Genomic DNA, 16586 nt, shown 5'->3' with positions numbered 1-16586 from the left:
CTGCCCCGGCGAGCTGCTCCACGGCGCGGGCGAGCCCGTCGAGCCCGCGCAGGCGGCCCGAGCCCGGCCGTACGGAACCGGTGCCGGCCTCGGCCTCGAGCACCCCCTGCCAGCGGGGCAGGAAGACACCCAGGGTCTCCTGAGGGACGGGCTCGACCTCGGCACGCAGGGCGGCCAAGGAGCGTCGGCGCAGGGTCCTGAGCACGTCGGCGTCGCAGTAGTCCTCCCCGGTGCCGCCGAGGGAGCCGGGACGGATGCGCCCCGAGACGAGGACGCCCTGGCTCTCGAGGCGGTGCGCGACCTCCAGGACGACAGCGGTCCCGAGCCCGAGCCGCTCGGCGACCTGCTGGGCGGTGAAGGGGCCGTGAGTCCGGGCGTGGCGTCGGACCAGGTCACCGAGCGGATCGGGCACCACCTCGGTGAACACCTCGGGGACGCCGACCGGCAGAGCCACCCCGAGGGCGTCCCGCAGCCGACCGGCGTCCTCGATGGTCGCCCAGTGGTCCTCGCGGGCGGCCGGTCCGCCGATCCTGACCCGCAGCAGCCGGCGTTGGTCGACCAGCTCGTCGAGCCAGGCCGGGACCTGGTCGTGGGCCTCGGCGCGGGTCCGGGTGAGGACCGCCGAGGTGCTCAGCGGGCCGTGCCGGCGCACGACGTCGACCACCCCCTCACGGTCCTTGGCCTGCCGCTGCGGTGCGACGCCCATGACCTCGGCCTCGGTGCGTTCGACGGCATCGGGGTCGAGGAGGTCGGCCAGCTGCGAGGCTCCCTGCTGGCCGAGCAGCTCGGACAGCAGGGTCGGGTCCAGGGTCAGGGCGGCGGCGCGTCGCTCGGCGAGCGGTGCGTCGCCGTCGTAGAGGAACTGGGCGGTGTAGCCGAACAGCAGCGACTGCGCGAACGGTGACGGCGTGGGGGTGCTGACCTCGACCACGCGGATCCGTCGTGCGGCGACGTCCCTCATGAGCTCGGTCAGGGCAGCGACGTCGAAGTCGTCCTGCAGGCACTCGCGCGCGGCTTCGAGCAGGATCGGGAAGTCGGGGTACCGCGAGGCGACGCCGAGCAGCTGGGCCGAGCGCTGGCGCTGCTGCCACAGCGGCTGCCGGCGGTCGGGGCGCCGACGCGGGAGCAGCAGGGCCCGCGCAGCCGCCTCACGGAAGCGGGCCGCGAAGAGGGCCGAGCCGCCGAGCTCGGAACGCACCGCCTCAGCCACCTCGTCCGGCTCGATCATGATGTCGGCGAGGTCGACCACGCCGGCGTCCTCGGGCTCGACCCAGCGACCGGTCTCCGCGTCCCACCGTCCGCTCGCCACGGTGTCGGGCAGGCGCAGGACGATGCCGTCGTCGGCGTGCAGGGCGGCGGCGTCCAGCCCGTGCCGCTCGCGCAGGCGGGCCGCCACGACCAGGGCCCAGGGGGCGTGCACGCGGGCGCCGTAAGGGGAGTGGATCACCACCCGCCAGTCACCGACCTCGTCGCGGAAACGCTCGACGAGGATCGTACGGTCGTCCGGGACGTGCCCGGTCGCCTCGCGCTGCTCGTCGAGGTAGGCGAGAAGGTTGTCGGTCGCCCAGGCGTCGAGCCCTCCCCGGCTCACCGTCTCGCGGGCCTCGGCGGCGGGGGCCGCGGCGACCTCCCGGACCCACCGGCCGATCTCGCGTCCCAGCTCGGCCGGCCGGCCGGGGGAGTCCCCCTTCCAGAACGGCAGGCGTCCGGGGACGCCGGGGGCCGGGGTGACGAGCACCCGGTCGTGGGTGATGTCCTCGATCCGCCAGGTGCTCGACCCGAGGGTGAACGTGTCCCCGACCCTGGACTCGTAGACCATCTCCTCGTCGAGCTCCCCGACGCGGCGACCTCCGCGCTGGCGGGGCTGCTCGCCGCCGTCGGGGGAGTCGCCGTCGCTCGCCGCCCCGGTGGCGAGGAACACCCCGTAGAGCCCCCGGTCGGGGATGGTGCCGCCGCTGGTCACGGCGAGGCGCAGGGCGCCAGGTCGCCCGGTGAGCAGGTCCGTGGCCCGGTCCCACACCACGCGCGGCCGCAGCTCGGCGAACTCCTCGCTCGGGTAGCGCCCCGCGAGCATGTCCAGCACGGCGTGGAGGGTCGCCTCGCCGAGCTCGCGGAAGGGCGCGGCCCGGCGGACCACGGCTGCGAGGTCCGCTACGGTCCAGTCGTCCAGGGCGACCATCGCGACGACCTGCTGGGCGAGCACGTCGAGGGGGGTCGTGGGGACGGTCAGGTGTTCGATCTGCCCGGTCCGCATCCGGTCGGCGATGACCGCGGCCGGGACGAGTTCGCCCCGGAAGGCGGGGAAGACGACCCCGTGGGAGACCGCCCCGACCTGGTGCCCGGCCCGCCCGATGCGCTGGAGCCCGGAGGCCACCGAGGGCGGCGCACCGACCTGGACCACGAGGTCGACCGCCCCCATGTCGATCCCCAGCTCGAGGGAGGAGGTCGCCACCACGGCCGGGAGCTCGCCGGCCTTGAGCTCGCTCTCGGTGCGGGTCCGTTCGGCGCGGCTCATCGACCCGTGGTGCGCCCGGGCCAGGACGGTCCTGGGGTCGCTGGTGTCGATGCCCACCGACGCCCCGGACTGCGCCTGCACCTGCGCAGGGTTGAGCGTCCCGGGGTCGGGGACGTCCAGGCCCTGCCTCTCGGCCCAGACCTCGTTCATCCGGGACGTCAGCCGCTCGGCCCCGCGCCGGGAGTTGGTGAAGACGAGGGTCGAGCGGTGCGCGGCGACCAGGTCGACCACCCGCTCCTCGACGTGCGGCCAGATCGAGGGCCGGCGCGGGGAGGCCGCGGCCGACCCGGTCAGGTCGGGCACGGGGCTGGTCGAGTCCTCCGGCTCGCCGGGCCCGGGGCCCACCTCGCCCGGCCCCGATCCCTGGCCCGGCTGCCCGCCCGGTCCACGGCGGGGAGGGCCGCCAGCCGTGGTGAGGTCGGTCAGGTCGGGCACCGGGACGACGACGTCGACCTCGACCTGCTTGGGGGAGCCAGGCTGCACGACCACGACCTCGCGACCGCGGTCCTCGCGCGTCCGAGCGCCTGCGAGGAACCCTGCGACCGTGTCGACCGGGCGGACCGTGGCCGAGAGCCCGACGCGCTGGGCCGGGCCGCCGTGGTCCTCGAGGAGGGCGTCGAGCCGCTCGAGGCTCACCGCCAGGTGGGCGCCACGCTTGGTCCCCGCGAGGGCGTGGATCTCGTCGAGGATCACGGTGTGGACCCCGGCGAGCCCGGCGCGCGCGTTCGAGGTGAGGACCAGGAAGAGGGACTCCGGGGTCGTGATCAGCACGTCCGGGGGGCGCACCCCGAAGGCCCGGCGCTCCGACGGTGGTGTGTCGCCGGTCCGGACGCCGACCGTGACGTCGTGGAAGGGCCTTCCCAGGCGGGTCGCCGCCTGCCGTACCCCGACCAGAGGTGACCGGAGGTTCCGCTCGACGTCGGTGGCGAGAGCCTTGAGGGGGGAGACGTAGAGCACGCGGCACCGCTCGACCGGCTCTGCCGGGGCGGGCTCGCTCATCAGCCGGTCCAGGGCCCACAGGAAGGCCGCGAGCGTCTTGCCGGACCCGGTCGGGGCGACGACCAGCGCGTGCTGGCCTGCGTCGATCGCCCGCCAGGCCCCCGCCTGGGCCGGGGTGGGTGCCTCGAACGCCCCCGAGAACCACGCCCGCGTCGGCTCCGAGAACCCCGCGAGCGGATCCTGCGGGGGGTGGGTGGCGGTCACCGGCCCATTGTGGCGGGCGGGACCGACATCCGCTGTGGCAGGCTGCCGGGATGCGGTACAGCGAGTTCTGGGAGCTGGTCGACGAGGTCTTCGGGCCGCAGGTCGGCCGCAGCCTGGCGGCCGACCAGGTGCTCGGCGCCCTCGGCGACCGGACGAGCCACGAGGCCCTCGACCAGGGTGAGGACCCACGCTCGGTCTGGCGCGCCCTGTGCGACGCCATGGAGGTGCCCGAGCAGGACCGCTGGGGCAGCGACCAGAGGCGCCCGGCACGCCGCTGACGGGGTGGGTGCCGGCCGGTCGCGGTAGCGTCGCGCCGTGCCCGTCGAACCGCCCCAGGTGCCTGCCGACCCGACCGGGTCCCCGACGTACGAGTCCGCCACCCGCGAGCCCATGATTCGCGCGCGCGGCCTCGTGAAGGCCTTCGACGACTTCACCGCCGTCGACGGCATCGACGTCGAGGTGCGTCCGGGGGAGGCCTTCGGGTTCCTCGGGCCCAACGGCGCGGGCAAGTCCTCGACCATGCGGATGATCGGCTGCGTGTCCCCACCCACGGCGGGGGAGCTGACCGTGCTCGGGATGGACCCACGCACCGACGGTCCGCGCATCCGTGCCGGGCTGGGGGTGGTCCCGCAGCGGGACAGCCTCGACGAGGAGCTCACGGTCGAGGAGAACATTTGGGTCTACGGACGCTACTTCGGTCTGCCGCGGCGCCTGGTGCGCGAGCGCGCCGCCGAGCTCCTCGAGTTCGCCCAGCTGACCGACCGTGCCAGGTCCGTGGTCGAGCCGCTGTCGGGCGGGATGAAGCGACGCCTGACCATCGCCCGCGCTCTGGTCAACTCACCGCGCATCCTGCTCCTCGACGAGCCGACCACCGGGCTCGACCCCCAAGCCAGGCACGTGCTCTGGGACCGGCTGTTCCGTCTCAAGCGTGAGGGGGTCACGCTCGTGCTCACCACCCACTACATGGACGAGGCCGAGCAGCTCTGCGACCGCCTCGTGGTGATGGACCACGGTCGTATCGTGGCCGAGGGCTCGCCGTCGGCCCTGATCGCCCAGCACTCGACGCGTGAGGTGCTCGAGCTGCGCTTCGACACGGCCGACCACGCGGCTCGCCTCGGGGAGGTCGACGGGATCGCGGAGCGGGTCGAGGTCCTTCCCGACCGCCTCCTGCTCTACACGGCCGACGGCGAGGCGGCGCAGTCCGAGCTCCACCGCCGTGGCCTCGAGCCCCTCGCGGCCCTCGTGCGCCGCTCGACCCTCGAGGACGTCTTCCTGCACCTCACCGGCCGGACCCTGGTCGACTGATGGCGAGGACCGGGACATCGGCCGCGCGGGTCACCCAGGACGCCGACGGGGGGCCCGCACGGCTCACCGGGGGCTGGCAGGCCGTCACAGCGCACTGGCTCGCGAAGTACCGCAGGGTCTGGTTCGGCACAGCCATCACGAGCTTCCTCTCGCCGCTGCTCTACCTCGCCGGCATGGGGTATGGGCTGGGCATGCTGGTCGACCGCGGGGCCGGGGGCATCGACGGCGTGCCCTACGTCGTCTTCGTCGCCCCGGGGGTGCTCGCCGCCACGACCCTGCAGGTCGCGGCGGGGGAGACGACCTTCTCGGTCATGGGGTCGATCAAGTGGGACCGCACTTATCACGGCATGCTCGCCACCCCGCTCGGGGTGCGGGACGTGGTGAGGGGCCATCTTGCGTACGTGCTCGTGCGCCTGACCATGGCGGCGGTGGTGTTCTTCGGCGTCGCGGCGGCGCTGGGGACGGTGCGCTCGTGGTGGGGCCTGCTGGCCGTCCCGGTGGCGGTCCTGGGCGGGCTGGCCTTCGCCTCGTGCTGCTACGCGTACTCGGCGAGCCTGACCAACGACCGTGGGCTGGCGCTGATGTTCCGCTTCGTGGTCATGCCGATGACCCTCTTCTCGGGCACGTTCTTCCCGATCGCCCAGCTCCCGGGATGGCTCCAGCCGGTCGCCTGGCTGACGCCCCTGTGGCACACGGTCGACGCTTCGCGGACGCTGTTCCTCGGGACCGCGGATCCGGGCGGGATCCTCCTGCACGTCGGGTACCTCGTGCTGTGGGCGGCCGGGGGCTACCTCGCCGCGGTCCGCGTGCTGCACCGCCGGATGGTGGTCTGAGTGGCTGCCCCGGCCCAGGGCCGCGTGGGGGTCGCCGGTCGACTGGCGCGGGCCCTGCCGGTGCCAGCGGGGGCGGGCATGGCTCGGATGCTCGTCGAGCGCAACTACCGGTCCTTCCGCCGGACCTGGGTGATCATCGTCTCGGGGTTCTTCGAGCCGGTCTTCTTCCTCTTCGCGATGGGGGTGGGGATCGGCAGCCTGGTCGGCGACGTCGAGGCGGATGGCCGGCTCGTGCCGTACGTGGTCTTCGTCGCGCCTGCCCTGCTCGCGGCCTCGGCCATGAACGGCGCGGTCTTCGACTCGACCACCAACGTCTTCTTCAAGCTCAAGTACGCCAAGCTCTACGACTCGGTGCTCGCGACCCCGTTGGGCCCGCGGGACGTCGCGGTCGGCGAGATCGCCTGGGCCCTGCTCCGGGGCCTCGTCTACTCGGCGGCCTTCCTCGTCGTCGCCGCCCTCGCGGGTGCGGTCACCTCGCCCCTCGCCCTCCTGGCGGTCCCTGCCGCCACGCTCATCGGGTGGGCCTTCGCATCGATCGGCATGGCCGCGACCACGTACATGCGCACCTGGGCGGACTTCGACTACGTCCAGCTCGCGATCCTGCCCATGTTCCTCTTCTCGGCCACCTTCTTCCCGCTCGAGACCTACCCTCCTGCCCTGCAGGGAGTCGTCCAGGCCACGCCGCTGTTCCACGGCGTGGCGATGGTGCGAGACCTCATGCTCGGGCAGGTCGGTGCGGATCTCCTCGTCCACGTGACCTACCTGGTCGTCCTCGGCCTGGTGGGTACGGCGTGGACCGCGCGACGCATCGAGCGCCTCCTGCTGCGCTGATCGGCGTGTCGGCGGTCCGGCGTCGAGATCGAACACCTGTTCGGCTACAGTCGTGCACAGGCGTCCTGGCACTGTGGTCCTCCCCAGGGTCAGCGGCACCTCGAGATGGATGTCGGTGGCCGGGCGTAGCGTGACCGCACGACACGCAGACCTGCACGACAGACCGAGAACAGGGTGGCCCGCCACCCACGAGCACCGAGGTGACACATGCCCGCTCCCGCAGACCGCTCCAAGGCCCTTGAGGCCGCCCTGGGCCAGATCGATCGCCAGTTCGGCAAGGGCTCGATCATGCGCCTGGGGGACGACGGGCGCGCTCCCGTCGAGGTGATCCCGACCGGCTCGATCGCCGTGGACATCGCGCTCGGCATCGGTGGCCTGCCGCGGGGCCGGGTGGTCGAGATCTACGGGCCGGAGTCCTCCGGCAAGACGACGCTGGCGCTGCACGCCGTGGCGAACGCTCAGAAGGCCGGGGGTATCGCGGCCTTCATCGACGCCGAGCACGCCCTCGACCCGGAGTACGCCAAGAAGCTCGGGGTCGACACCGACGCCCTGCTGGTGTCCCAGCCCGACACCGGTGAGCAGGCCCTCGAGATCATGGACATGCTGATCCGTTCGGGAGCCATCGACATCGTCGTCATCGACTCGGTCGCGGCCCTCGTGCCCAAGGCCGAGATCGAGGGCGAGATGGGCGACAGCCACGTCGGTCTCCAGGCTCGGCTCATGTCGCAGGCGCTGCGCAAGATCGCCGGGGCGCTGAGCCAGTCAGGCACGACCGCGATCTTCATCAACCAGCTGCGCGAGAAGATTGGCGTCTTCTTCGGCTCGCCCGAGACGACGACCGGGGGCAAGGCCCTCAAGTTCTACGCCTCGGTGCGGCTGGACATCCGACGCATCGAGACCCTCAAGGAGGGGACCGACGCGGTCGGCAACAGGACCCGGGTCAAGGTCGTCAAGAACAAGATGGCCCCGCCCTTCAAGCAGGCCGAGTTCGACATCCTCTACGGGGTCGGCATCTCCCGAGAGGGTGGGCTGATCGACCTCGGGGTCGAGCACGGCTTCATCCGCAAGTCCGGGGCCTGGTACACCTACGAGGGCGACCAGCTCGGGCAGGGCAAGGAGAACGCCCGCGGCTTCCTGCGCGACAACCCGGATCTCGCTGACGAGGTCGAGAAGAAGATCAAGGAGAAGCTGGGCATCGGCGCCCAGGTCGACGCTCCTGCGGACCCGGCAGGTGGTGTCGACTTCTGAGCCCGCAGTCGAGGTCGGCGGCTGTCGAGCCCCCCGAGGAGGGGGCTGCGGCCGTCGACCCAGAGCCCGAGGCCGAATCGGTCGCCCGTGCGATCCTGCTGCGTCAGCTCGCCGGGGCGCCACGAAGCAGGCACCAGCTCGCCCAGGCCCTCGCCCGCAAGGGGGTCGAGGAGGGGCTCGCTGAACGTCTGCTCGACCGCTTCACCGAGGTCGGACTCATCGACGACGCGGAGTACGCCCAGATGCTCGTCCGGAGCCAGCGGGAGTCGCGGGGGCTCGCGCGCCGGGCGCTCGCCCAGGAGCTCCGCCGCAAGGGGATCGAGGACGAGCACGCGCAGGAGGCCCTGGCGACGGTCGACGACGAGGCCGAGGAGGAGAGCGCGCGCAGGCTTCTTGAGCGCCGCTGGCGCTCTGGTTCCGGGTTGGATCCCGAGGTCAAGGCGCGCCGTGCGGTCGCCATGCTCGCGCGCAAGGGGTACGGGCCGGGTCTGGCCTCGCGTCTGATCCGCGAGTTGGTGGACGCCGAGGCTGCCGAGGCATGGGATTCTGGGTCCTCGGTCGGCGACTGAGCCGACCTGGTCCTGGAAGGAGCGACGGTGGGCGAGGTCGCGATCATCATCGTGCTGCTCATGGCGTGCTTGGTCGCCCTGCTGCTGGTGCTCCTGGCTCGGCGTGAGGCTGCTGCGACGCGGTCCCGGGCCGAGGCCGATGTCGCTGCGGTCAAGGACGAGGCCCGCAGCCTGCTCGCCGAGGCTCAACGGCGCGAAGAGCGCCTGGCGCAGCGCGAGCAGGAGCTGGGCCGCGAGCGCCAGGAGCTGCGCGACCTTGAGGCCTCGGTAGGTCGTCGGGTCGCTGAGGCCGAGGCCGAGGCCGCCGCCTTGACCCAGGCCGCCACCGCGGCGCGGGACGAGGCCGAGTCCGCGCTGGCTGCGATCGGTGGGTTGTCTGCAGCGGAGGCGCGCGCGGAGCAGGTCGCGAGGATGATCGCTGCTGCCAAGAACGAGGCCGCGACGGCAGTGCGTCGTGTCGAGGCGAAGGCCCGGCGGTCCGCGGATGAACGAGCCAAGCGGATCGTCGCCACAGCGGTCCAGCGTGTCGCGGGGCGGACGAGTGCCCAGACCGTGGTCACCACCCTGCCGCTGCCCGCTGAGGAGATGAAGGGCCGGATCATCGGCAAGGAGGGCCGCAACATCCGGACCTTCGAGGCGTTGACCGGGGTCAACGTCATCGTCGACGACACCCCTGACACGGTGATGCTCTCCAGCTTCGACGCCGAGCGACGCGAGATCGCAGCGGTGGCTCTCGCCGACCTCATGGCCGACGGGCGTATCCACCCCCAGCGCATCGAGATCGCCTACGCCCACGCCGTCGAGGGGGCCGTGGAGCGGTCCGTCGCTGCGGGGCACGAGGCGGCCGAGCGCGCCGGGATCAGCGGGCTGCACCCCGAGCTCGTCGAGACCCTCGGACGCCTCCGGTTGCGGACCAGCTACGGCCAGAACGTCCTGGCGCATCTCGTGGAGAGCGCGCAGATCGCTGCGTCGATGGCTGCCGAGATGGGCGCCGACGTCGAGCTCGCCCGGCGTGGGGCGTTCCTGCACGACGTGGGCAAGGCCCTCACGGCCGAGCTCGGGGGCACGCACGCCCTCGTCGGCGCAGACCTGGCGCGCCGGGTCGGGGAGTCTGCTGCTGTGGTCAACGCCATCGCGGCCCACCACGACGAGGTGCCGCCCGAGACCCTCGAGGCGGTGCTGGTCCAGGCTGCCGACGCCTGCTCGGCAGCGCGTCCGGGTGCTCGCCGCGAGGAGCTCGACCAGTACATCGAGCGGATGGACACCCTCGAGGCCCTGGTGGTGGCCCATTCAGGGGTGCGCCGCGCCGTGGCGATGTCCGCCGGACGCGAGGTCCGCGTGGTCGTCGAGCCAACCGAGGTCGATGACGCCGCCATGGCTGGTCTCGCCGAGACCATCGCCAGGCACATCGAGAAAGACCTCAGCTACCCCGGCGAGATCACGGTCACGGCCATCCGCGAGATCCGCGCGAGCGCGACCGCGGGCTGAGCGCCCTGTCGGTCGCAGCCCGACCTACGCTGGCTGCGACGGCTCGGGCGCTGCAGCCGCGGCCAGGTGATCCCCTGTGGGACGTGACGCCCGCAGGGGCCAGCGTCAGGGGCGGACCCCTGGCGTCGCCGTCGTCGGAGCGGCCTCCGCCTCGTCGTCGGCCGGGGCTGCCGGAGCGCCCTTGATGGGGCCGCGCTGGAGGCGCATGGCCAGGCGGGACAGGGAGATGTTCACCACGAGGTAGATGCCCGCGCCCACCACGAAGAGGGCGATGTAGTAGGCATTCCCGAAGTACTGCCCGTTGTTCTGGATCGACCGGAGGAGCTCGGCGTAGCCCACGATGTAGCCGAGCGAGGAGTCCTTGAGCAGGACCACGAGCTGGGCGATCAGGCTCGGCAGCATGGTGCGGACGGCCTGGGGCAGCAGGACGGTGAACAGGGTCTGGGTCTTCGAGAGCCCCACCGCGTAGGCGGCCTCGGCCTGGCCCCGGGGCAGCGACGCCAGCCCCGCACGCAGGATCTCGGCGATGATGGCCATGTTGTAGACGGTGAGACCGAAGACCACCGCGGTGAAGGCGCTCCATCCGAAGCCCAGGAGTCCGAAGAACATCATGAGCAGCACGGGCAGGCCGCGGAAGAGCTCGATGATCATGATGGCTGGGGCCTTGACCCACCAGCGGCCAGCGGTGCGCCAGACGGCCAGGACAAGGCCCAGGACGAGCGAGAGGGGCGCGGCGACGAGGGCGGCCCGGAGGGTCGCGCCGAGGCCGTGCACGATCATCGACGTCCACACGTCGGCGGCGGTCTGCCCCTTGGGCGGGTCGAAGAGGACGTCCCACCGGTCGGCTCCGAAGACACCGCGACCGTGGGCGTAGTAGACCCCCAGCGCGATGATCCCGAGCAGGATCAGACCGCCGATGATGGAACCCCACCGTTCACGGCGGCGTGCCACGGGCCCGGGGGCGTCGTACAGGATCGAGCTCATCGGCTGAACGCCACCTTTCGCTCGACGGTGCTGGCGATCACGCCCAGCGGGATCGTGATCGCCAGGTAGAAGAGGGCGACTCCGATGAGGATGATGACGGCATCGCCAGGGTTGCCCTGGGAGATCCGGCGGCCGCTGCCCACCAGCTCGACCACCGCGAAGCCAGCGGCCACCGAGGTGTTCTTGGTGAGGGCGATGAACACGTTGATCATCGGCGGGACCACCGAGCGCAGCGCCTGGGGCAGGATCACGTTGCCCAGGCTCTGGCCGAAGGTGAGTCCGATCGCACGCGAGGCCTCGGCCTGGCCGACACCGACGCTGTTGATGCCCGAACGCACCGCCTCGGCGACGAAGGCAGCGGTGTACAGCGAGAGGCAGATGACCGCGGTCCAGAAGCCGAGCGGCGCGATGACCCCGAACTGGGGAGCGACGAGGATCAAGAAGAAGAACACCAGGGTGAGCGGCGTGTTGCGCAGCAGCTCGACGTAGGTGGCGGCGAGGCCGCGCAGCGGGCGGATCGGTGACACCCGCAACGCCGCGAGGACGAGCCCCAGGGCCAGGGAGATCACCCCCGAGTAGAGGGTCAGGCGCATGGTCACCAGGAACCCGGCCCAGTAGGAAGGCAGGTTGTCGACGAGCACGTCCACCCTGGTGGTCCCCTTCGTGCAGGTGCGGCGGTGCGCACTGGTCGGTGTGGGAGGTAGGCGGTCCGGGCCACGGTGAGTGGCCCGGACCGCCTGGTGGGGTGAGCCCGGCTCAGCCGGGCTCGGTCCCGATCAGTAGCGGTCGACGGCGGGGGGCTCGGGGGTCGGCAGGACGGTTCCCGCCGTGTTCTCCCAGGCCTCGGTCCAGCTGCCGTCCTCGTACATCTCCTCGAGGGCGTCGTTGATCCAGTCACGGAACTCGTCGTCATCCTTGGCCAGGCCGATGCCGTACGGCTCCTCGGTGAACGGCTCTCCGCGCACCTCGAGGTCGTCGCTCTCGGCGGCGAAGCCCGCGAGGATCACGTTGTCCGTGCTCACCGCGTCCACCTGGCCGTTGCGCAGGGGCTCGAGGCACTCGGAGTAGGCGCCGAAGGGCACGACCTCGGCGTCGGGGAAGGTCTCGAGCAGGTTGGCCTCCGGGGTGGATCCGGAGACGGTGCAGACCCTGGCGCCCGCCAGGTCGTCGGGCCCCTGGATCTCCTCGTTGTCGGCGAGGGTGAGGATCGACTGCCCGGCCTCGTAGTACGGCCCGGCGAAGGAGATCTCTTCCTTGCGCTCGTCGTTGATCGTGTAGGTCGCGACGACGAGGTCGACCTGGTCCGAGGTGATGAACGTCTCGCGGTTGGCCGAGATGGTCTCGACCCACTCGATGTCCTCTGCGGCGATGCCGAGCTTCTCCGAGATCATGGTCGCGATCTCCACGTCGAAGCCCTCGGGAACACCGTTCGGCCCGACGAGGCCGAAGAGGGGCTGGTCGAACTTGGTGCCGATGGTGATCGAGCCGGCGTCGGCGAGGGCCGCCATGGTCGAGCCCTCCGGGAAGTCCGTCGTCTCGCTGGGCTCGTCGGTCCCTGCCTCGGGCTCCTCGGCGTCCGAGCTGCAGGCTGTCAGGGCGAGCGTGGCCGCGGCGAGTGCCGCGACGGCTCCGATTCGTGAACGCATGGGCTGTCCCCTTCCGTGTGATGCCCCGCCGGGTGCAGCGGTGACAGGTGCTGCGCGGCGGTCATGGTGGCCGCCGGTGTCAGTCGTCCAGATGGTCAGTGGGTCAGGATCTTGGACAGGAAGTCCTGGGCGCGCTCGCTCTCGGGCGCGGTGAAGAAGGTCTCAGGGTCGGCCTCCTCGACGACCTGGCCGCCGTCCATGAACACCACCCGGTGGGCAGCCTTCCGGGCGAAGCCCATCTCGTGGGTGACGACGATCATGGTCATGCCCTCGGCCGCCAGGGAGACCATGACGTCGAGGACCTCGTTGATCATCTCGGGGTCGAGGGCCGAGGTGGGTTCGTCGAACAGCATGACCTTGGGCTTCATCGCCAGCGCACGGGCGATCGCGACGCGCTGCTGCTGGCCGCCGGAGAGCTGGGCGGGGAGCTTGTCGGCCTGGTTGGCGACCCCGACGCGCTCGAGCAGCTGCATCGCCAGCGCCTTGGCCTCGGACTTCTTGAGGCCATTGGCCTTGATGGGCCCGAGGGTGACGTTCTCCAGCACCGTCTTGTGCGCGAACAGGTTGAAGGACTGGAAGACCATGCCGACGTCGGCGCGCATGCGGGCCAGCGCCTTGCCCTCGGCCGGGACGGGGACGCCGTCGATCGTGATGGTGCCGGTGTCGATGGTCTCGAGCCGGTTGATCGACCGGCACAGGGTCGACTTGCCCGATCCCGAGGGGCCGATCACGACGACGACCTCGCCGCGGTGCACGGTCAGGTCGATGTCCTGCAGGACGTGCAGCGCACCGAAGTTCTTGTTGACCTTGTCGAGGACGACGAGCGGGGCGCCGAGCTCGCTGCGGTCGGGGACACCGGCGTCCTGGGGCAGTGCACGATCTTGAGCCATGGTGCTGACCGTAGAGGGCGCATGTTTCGCGAGCCAGCCCACACGGTCACAAATCGGCAACGACCAGGAAAAGAACCTTCTGACAACATCCGCCCCGCTTCGGGCGTCTCGCGCCGGCGTCGAGCAGGCCGCCGCCTGCCCCGCGGGCCCCGCGCGCGCCGTACCCTTGACCCTGATGTCCACGACCCTCACGCCCCCGCGCACCTACGTGGTCCGCACCCTGGGCTGCCAGATGAACGTCCACGACTCCGAGCACATGGCCGGGATGCTCGAGGGGGCGGGCTACGTGCCGGCCGCCCCCGAGGACGCTGCGGCCTCTCGCGCCGACGTCGTGGTGATCAACACCTGCGCGGTGCGCGAGAACGCGGCGAGCAGGCTGTACGGCAACCTCGGGCAGCTCGCCGCGGTCAAGAACGACCGCCCGGGCATGCAGATCGCCGTCGGCGGCTGCCTGGCGCAGAAGGACCGGTCCGGCATCGTCGAGCGGGCTCCCTGGGTCGACGTCGTCTTCGGCACCCACAACCTGGACGTGCTCCCGGTGCTCCTGGACCGAGCACGGCACAACGCCGAGGCCCAGGTCGAGATCGCCGAGTCGCTCCAGGTCTTCCCCTCGACCCTGCCCACCCGCCGGGAGTCGGTCTACGCGGGCTGGGTCTCGATCTCGGTGGGCTGCAACAACACCTGCACCTTCTGCATCGTCCCGCACCTGCGCGGCAAGGAGCGCGACCGCCGGCCGGGGGAGATTCTCGCCGAGGTCGAGGCGCTGGTGGCTGACGGGGCGATCGAGGTGACCCTGCTCGGGCAGAACGTCAACAGCTACGGCGTCGAGTTCGGCGACCGCGGGGCCTTCGCCAAGCTGCTCCGCGCGGTGGGGGCCGTCCCGGGCCTGGAGCGGGTGCGCTTCACCTCCCCGCACCCCGCCTCGTTCACCGACGACGTCATCGCCGCGATGGCTGAGACCCCCACCGTCATGCCCCAGCTGCACATGCCCCTCCAGTCGGGCTCGGACCGCGTCCTGCGGGCCATGAGGCGCTCGTACCGCTCGGAGAAGTTCCTCGGCATCCTCGACCGGGTTCGCACGGCGATGCCCGAGGCCGCGATCACCACGGACATCATCGTCGGCTTCCCCGGGGAGACCGAGGAGGACTTCGCCGAGACCCTGCGCGTGGTCGAGGCCGCGCGGTTCTCCTCGGCCTTCACCTTCCAGTACTCGCCCCGGCCCGGGACCCCCGCTGCCGACCTGCCCGACCGGCTCCCCAAGGACGTCGTGCAGGAGCGCTACCTCCGCCTGACGGCACTCCAGGAGCGCATCTCGACCGAGGAGAACGCCCGCCAGGTCGGTCGCACGGTCGAGGTGCTCGTCATCGAGGGGGAGGGGCGCAAGGACGGCGCCACCCACCGCGTGACGGGTCGGGCCGCGGACAACCGGCTCGTCCACCTGGCCGAGCCTGTCGCCGTCACCGACGGGACGACGCGGCCGGTCGCCGAGCCCTCGGGGGGAACCGCCTCGGGCGGTCCCGCGGCAGATCCTCGCAGTGCTGCGGACCTCCACCCTGACCGCGCGCGCCCCGGGGACCTCGTGACGGTCCGTGTGACCAGGTCGGCCCCGCACCACCTCGAGGCCGACTCGGCCCTCGACGGGGGCCCGTACCTCGTGCGGCGGACCCGGGCCGGCGACGCCTGGGCGCGGGCCGAGCGCGCCAAGGGCGGCGAGGAGGAGCACGGCCACGGCTCGGCCTCGGCCACCTCCGGCCCCGTGCTGCTCGGGGTGCCGACCCTGCGCCCCTGAGTCGAGCTCAGTCCTCCGGGACGAGCCCGCTGAGGGCCGCGAAGAACTGCACACCCGTCCCCAGGCCGCAGGCCACGAGCTGGCCCAGCTGGTCGTCGGTCACGCCGTGCTCGAGGTCGACCGAGACCTCGGTGTAGAGGGCAGCCCCCTCGTCCTCGTCGCGCAGGTAGACCTTGGGCCAGATGCGCTCGCGGTTCCAGTCGTTGACCGCGAGCAGGGCGGCGGCCCGGCGGTGGGCGGGCAGCGTGCGGTGCCAACGACCGCGGACCTGGAGGATCTCCTGCTGCTCGCCCAGCAGCAGGAACCAGAACCGGTCACCGTCCCAGGTGCCGGTCAGGTCCTCGTCCTCGTCGCGGGCCACGTGGTACCCGCGCCCGACGAGGTAGGCCTCGACCCGGGAGGACTCCACCGGGGACGGCCGGCGGGCCGCCTGGTCGGCCCCCGGCGTGGCCTCCCGCCCGCGGCCCGGGGCGCTCACGGCGCTGCCGCCGCAGGGTCGGGGTACAGCTCGTCGAGCAGGTCGAAGACGGTGCTCGAGGCACTGACCCCGCAGTGCACGAGCTGGCCGAGCTGGTCGTCGGTCGCCCCGTGCTCGAGGTCCGTCGACACCTCGCAGGTCACGTGCACCATGCCGTCGTCGCGCACCCGCACGTAGGCCTTGGGCCAGACGCGCTCCGCGTTCCACTCGTTGCACACCTCGAGCACCTCGGTCAGGCGCTCGATCGCGAACTCCCGGTTCCACTGCCCGCGCACCTGGAGGATCTCCTGGCGCTCACCGAAGAGGAAGAAGTAGAAGAGCCGTCCGCGCCACAGCCCGCCTACGTCGCCGTCGTTGTCGACGAAGTACGTGTAACCGTGCTCGGAGAACCAGGCGCACAGGCGTTCGCGCGACAGCGGGACGGTCAGGCCGTCCTCGGACCGTTGGTCGGGTGCCTGACGGGCCGGGGCCCCGAGCAGCCCGGCCATCGGCCGTCCGGCCTGCCGCGCGTCGTCCTCACGCACCGTGGGGGCGTCGCGCACCCGTCGTACCCAGGAGAAGAACCCCATCGGAGCACCCTACTCGGTCCCACCGGGGTGGGGGCCGGGCGTCCGCGGGGCTCGGCCCGGTAGCGTCGGGGGGTGCTCGTCGCCGCCGCCCTCGTGCCTGAGTCCGCCCTGCTGGTGCCCGGGTCCGCCGGTCGTGCCATGGTGCTCGAGGCTGAGCGCCAGGCCTGCCTCGACGCGGTCGCAGCGCTCACGGCCGCCCGGCCCGCACGGGTCGTCGTCGTCAGCCCCCGACGCCGCG

Annotated in this window: 15 protein-coding genes; 8 read left to right on the top strand and 7 right to left on the bottom strand. The window is 72.1% G+C overall.

What is annotated here, in order from left to right:
* On the bottom strand, positions 1-3718 hold a 3718-nt coding region (locus L0B03_RS05020; RefSeq protein WP_250444536.1), incomplete at its 3' end, for a DEAD/DEAH box helicase.
* Between the two features lie 50 nt (positions 3719-3768).
* Between L0B03_RS05020 and L0B03_RS05015 the strand changes: the two genes are divergently transcribed.
* The 7 genes from L0B03_RS05015 to rny all read left to right on the top strand — a co-directional run bounded on the left by L0B03_RS05015 (position 3769) and on the right by rny (position 9992).
* Positions 3769-3996 carry a DUF3046 domain-containing protein gene (locus L0B03_RS05015; RefSeq protein WP_250444535.1) on the top strand — a complete coding sequence of 76 codons (228 nt, stop codon included), beginning with the start codon at positions 3769-3771 and terminating at the stop codon, positions 3994-3996.
* 112 nt (positions 3997-4108) lie between these two features.
* Positions 4109-5023, top strand: coding sequence for an ABC transporter ATP-binding protein (locus L0B03_RS05010; protein ID WP_250444538.1), 915 nt, complete (start codon positions 4109-4111; stop codon positions 5021-5023).
* Positions 5023-5856 carry an ABC transporter permease gene (locus L0B03_RS05005; RefSeq protein ID WP_250444534.1) on the top strand — a complete coding sequence of 278 codons (834 nt, stop codon included), beginning with the start codon at positions 5023-5025 and terminating at the stop codon, positions 5854-5856. Before L0B03_RS05010 ends, L0B03_RS05005 begins: the two co-directional genes overlap by 1 nt.
* Positions 5857-6687: an ABC transporter permease gene (locus tag L0B03_RS05000; RefSeq protein ID WP_250444533.1), complete on the top strand. Its 831-nt coding sequence runs from the start codon at positions 5857-5859 to the stop codon at positions 6685-6687.
* A 207-nt stretch (positions 6688-6894) separates the two neighbouring features.
* Positions 6895-7935 carry a recombinase RecA gene (gene recA / locus L0B03_RS04995; protein ID WP_208056983.1) on the top strand — a complete coding sequence of 347 codons (1041 nt, stop codon included), beginning with the start codon at positions 6895-6897 and terminating at the stop codon, positions 7933-7935.
* Complete coding sequence (locus L0B03_RS04990; RefSeq protein WP_308200001.1) at positions 7932-8504, top strand: regulatory protein RecX; 573 nt, start codon at positions 7932-7934, stop codon at positions 8502-8504. The genes recA and L0B03_RS04990 overlap by 4 nt, the downstream gene beginning before the upstream one ends.
* 27 nt (positions 8505-8531) lie before the next feature.
* On the top strand, positions 8532-9992 hold the full coding sequence (gene rny, locus L0B03_RS04985) for a ribonuclease Y (RefSeq protein ID WP_250444532.1): 1461 nt from the start codon (positions 8532-8534) through the stop codon (positions 9990-9992).
* Positions 9993-10097: 105 nt separating this feature from the next.
* On the opposite strand, the gene L0B03_RS04980 is transcribed toward rny, so the two are convergent.
* The 4 genes from L0B03_RS04980 to L0B03_RS04965 all read right to left on the bottom strand — a co-directional run bounded on the left by L0B03_RS04980 (position 10098) and on the right by L0B03_RS04965 (position 13512).
* Positions 10098-10976, bottom strand: coding sequence for an amino acid ABC transporter permease (locus tag L0B03_RS04980; RefSeq protein WP_250444531.1), 879 nt, complete (start codon positions 10974-10976; stop codon positions 10098-10100).
* Positions 10973-11623 carry an amino acid ABC transporter permease gene (locus L0B03_RS04975; RefSeq protein ID WP_250444530.1) on the bottom strand — a complete coding sequence of 217 codons (651 nt, stop codon included), beginning with the start codon at positions 11621-11623 and terminating at the stop codon, positions 10973-10975. The genes L0B03_RS04980 and L0B03_RS04975 overlap by 4 nt, the downstream gene beginning before the upstream one ends.
* A gap of 129 nt (positions 11624-11752) precedes the next feature.
* Positions 11753-12622: a glutamate ABC transporter substrate-binding protein gene (locus L0B03_RS04970; RefSeq protein ID WP_250444529.1), complete on the bottom strand. Its 870-nt coding sequence runs from the start codon at positions 12620-12622 to the stop codon at positions 11753-11755.
* A gap of 95 nt (positions 12623-12717) precedes the next feature.
* Positions 12718-13512, bottom strand: a complete 795-nt coding sequence (locus L0B03_RS04965; protein WP_250444528.1) for an amino acid ABC transporter ATP-binding protein — start codon at positions 13510-13512, stop codon at positions 12718-12720.
* 175 nt (positions 13513-13687) lie between these two features.
* Between L0B03_RS04965 and miaB the strand changes: the two genes are divergently transcribed.
* Positions 13688-15301 (top strand): tRNA (N6-isopentenyl adenosine(37)-C2)-methylthiotransferase MiaB, encoded by a 1614-nt coding sequence (gene miaB / locus L0B03_RS04960; RefSeq protein ID WP_250444527.1) that lies wholly within the window; start codon positions 13688-13690, stop codon positions 15299-15301.
* Between the two features lie 7 nt (positions 15302-15308).
* Here miaB and L0B03_RS04955 read toward each other — a convergent pair whose 3' ends face one another.
* Entirely contained in the window at positions 15309-15779 is a 471-nt protein-coding gene (locus L0B03_RS04955) for a YbjN domain-containing protein (RefSeq protein WP_250444526.1), read from the bottom strand.
* Positions 15776-16348 carry a YbjN domain-containing protein gene (locus L0B03_RS04950; protein ID WP_250444525.1) on the bottom strand — a complete coding sequence of 191 codons (573 nt, stop codon included), beginning with the start codon at positions 16346-16348 and terminating at the stop codon, positions 15776-15778. Before L0B03_RS04950 ends, L0B03_RS04955 begins: the two co-directional genes overlap by 4 nt.
* Positions 16349-16586: the final 238 nt, after the last annotated feature.

It is taken from the genome of Actinotalea sp. C106 (assembly GCF_023630195.1).
Classification (GTDB): domain Bacteria; phylum Actinomycetota; class Actinomycetes; order Actinomycetales; family Cellulomonadaceae; genus Actinotalea.
The sequence above is the reverse complement of the archived record's forward strand: the minus strand, read 5'-3'. Positions and strand labels throughout refer to the sequence as shown.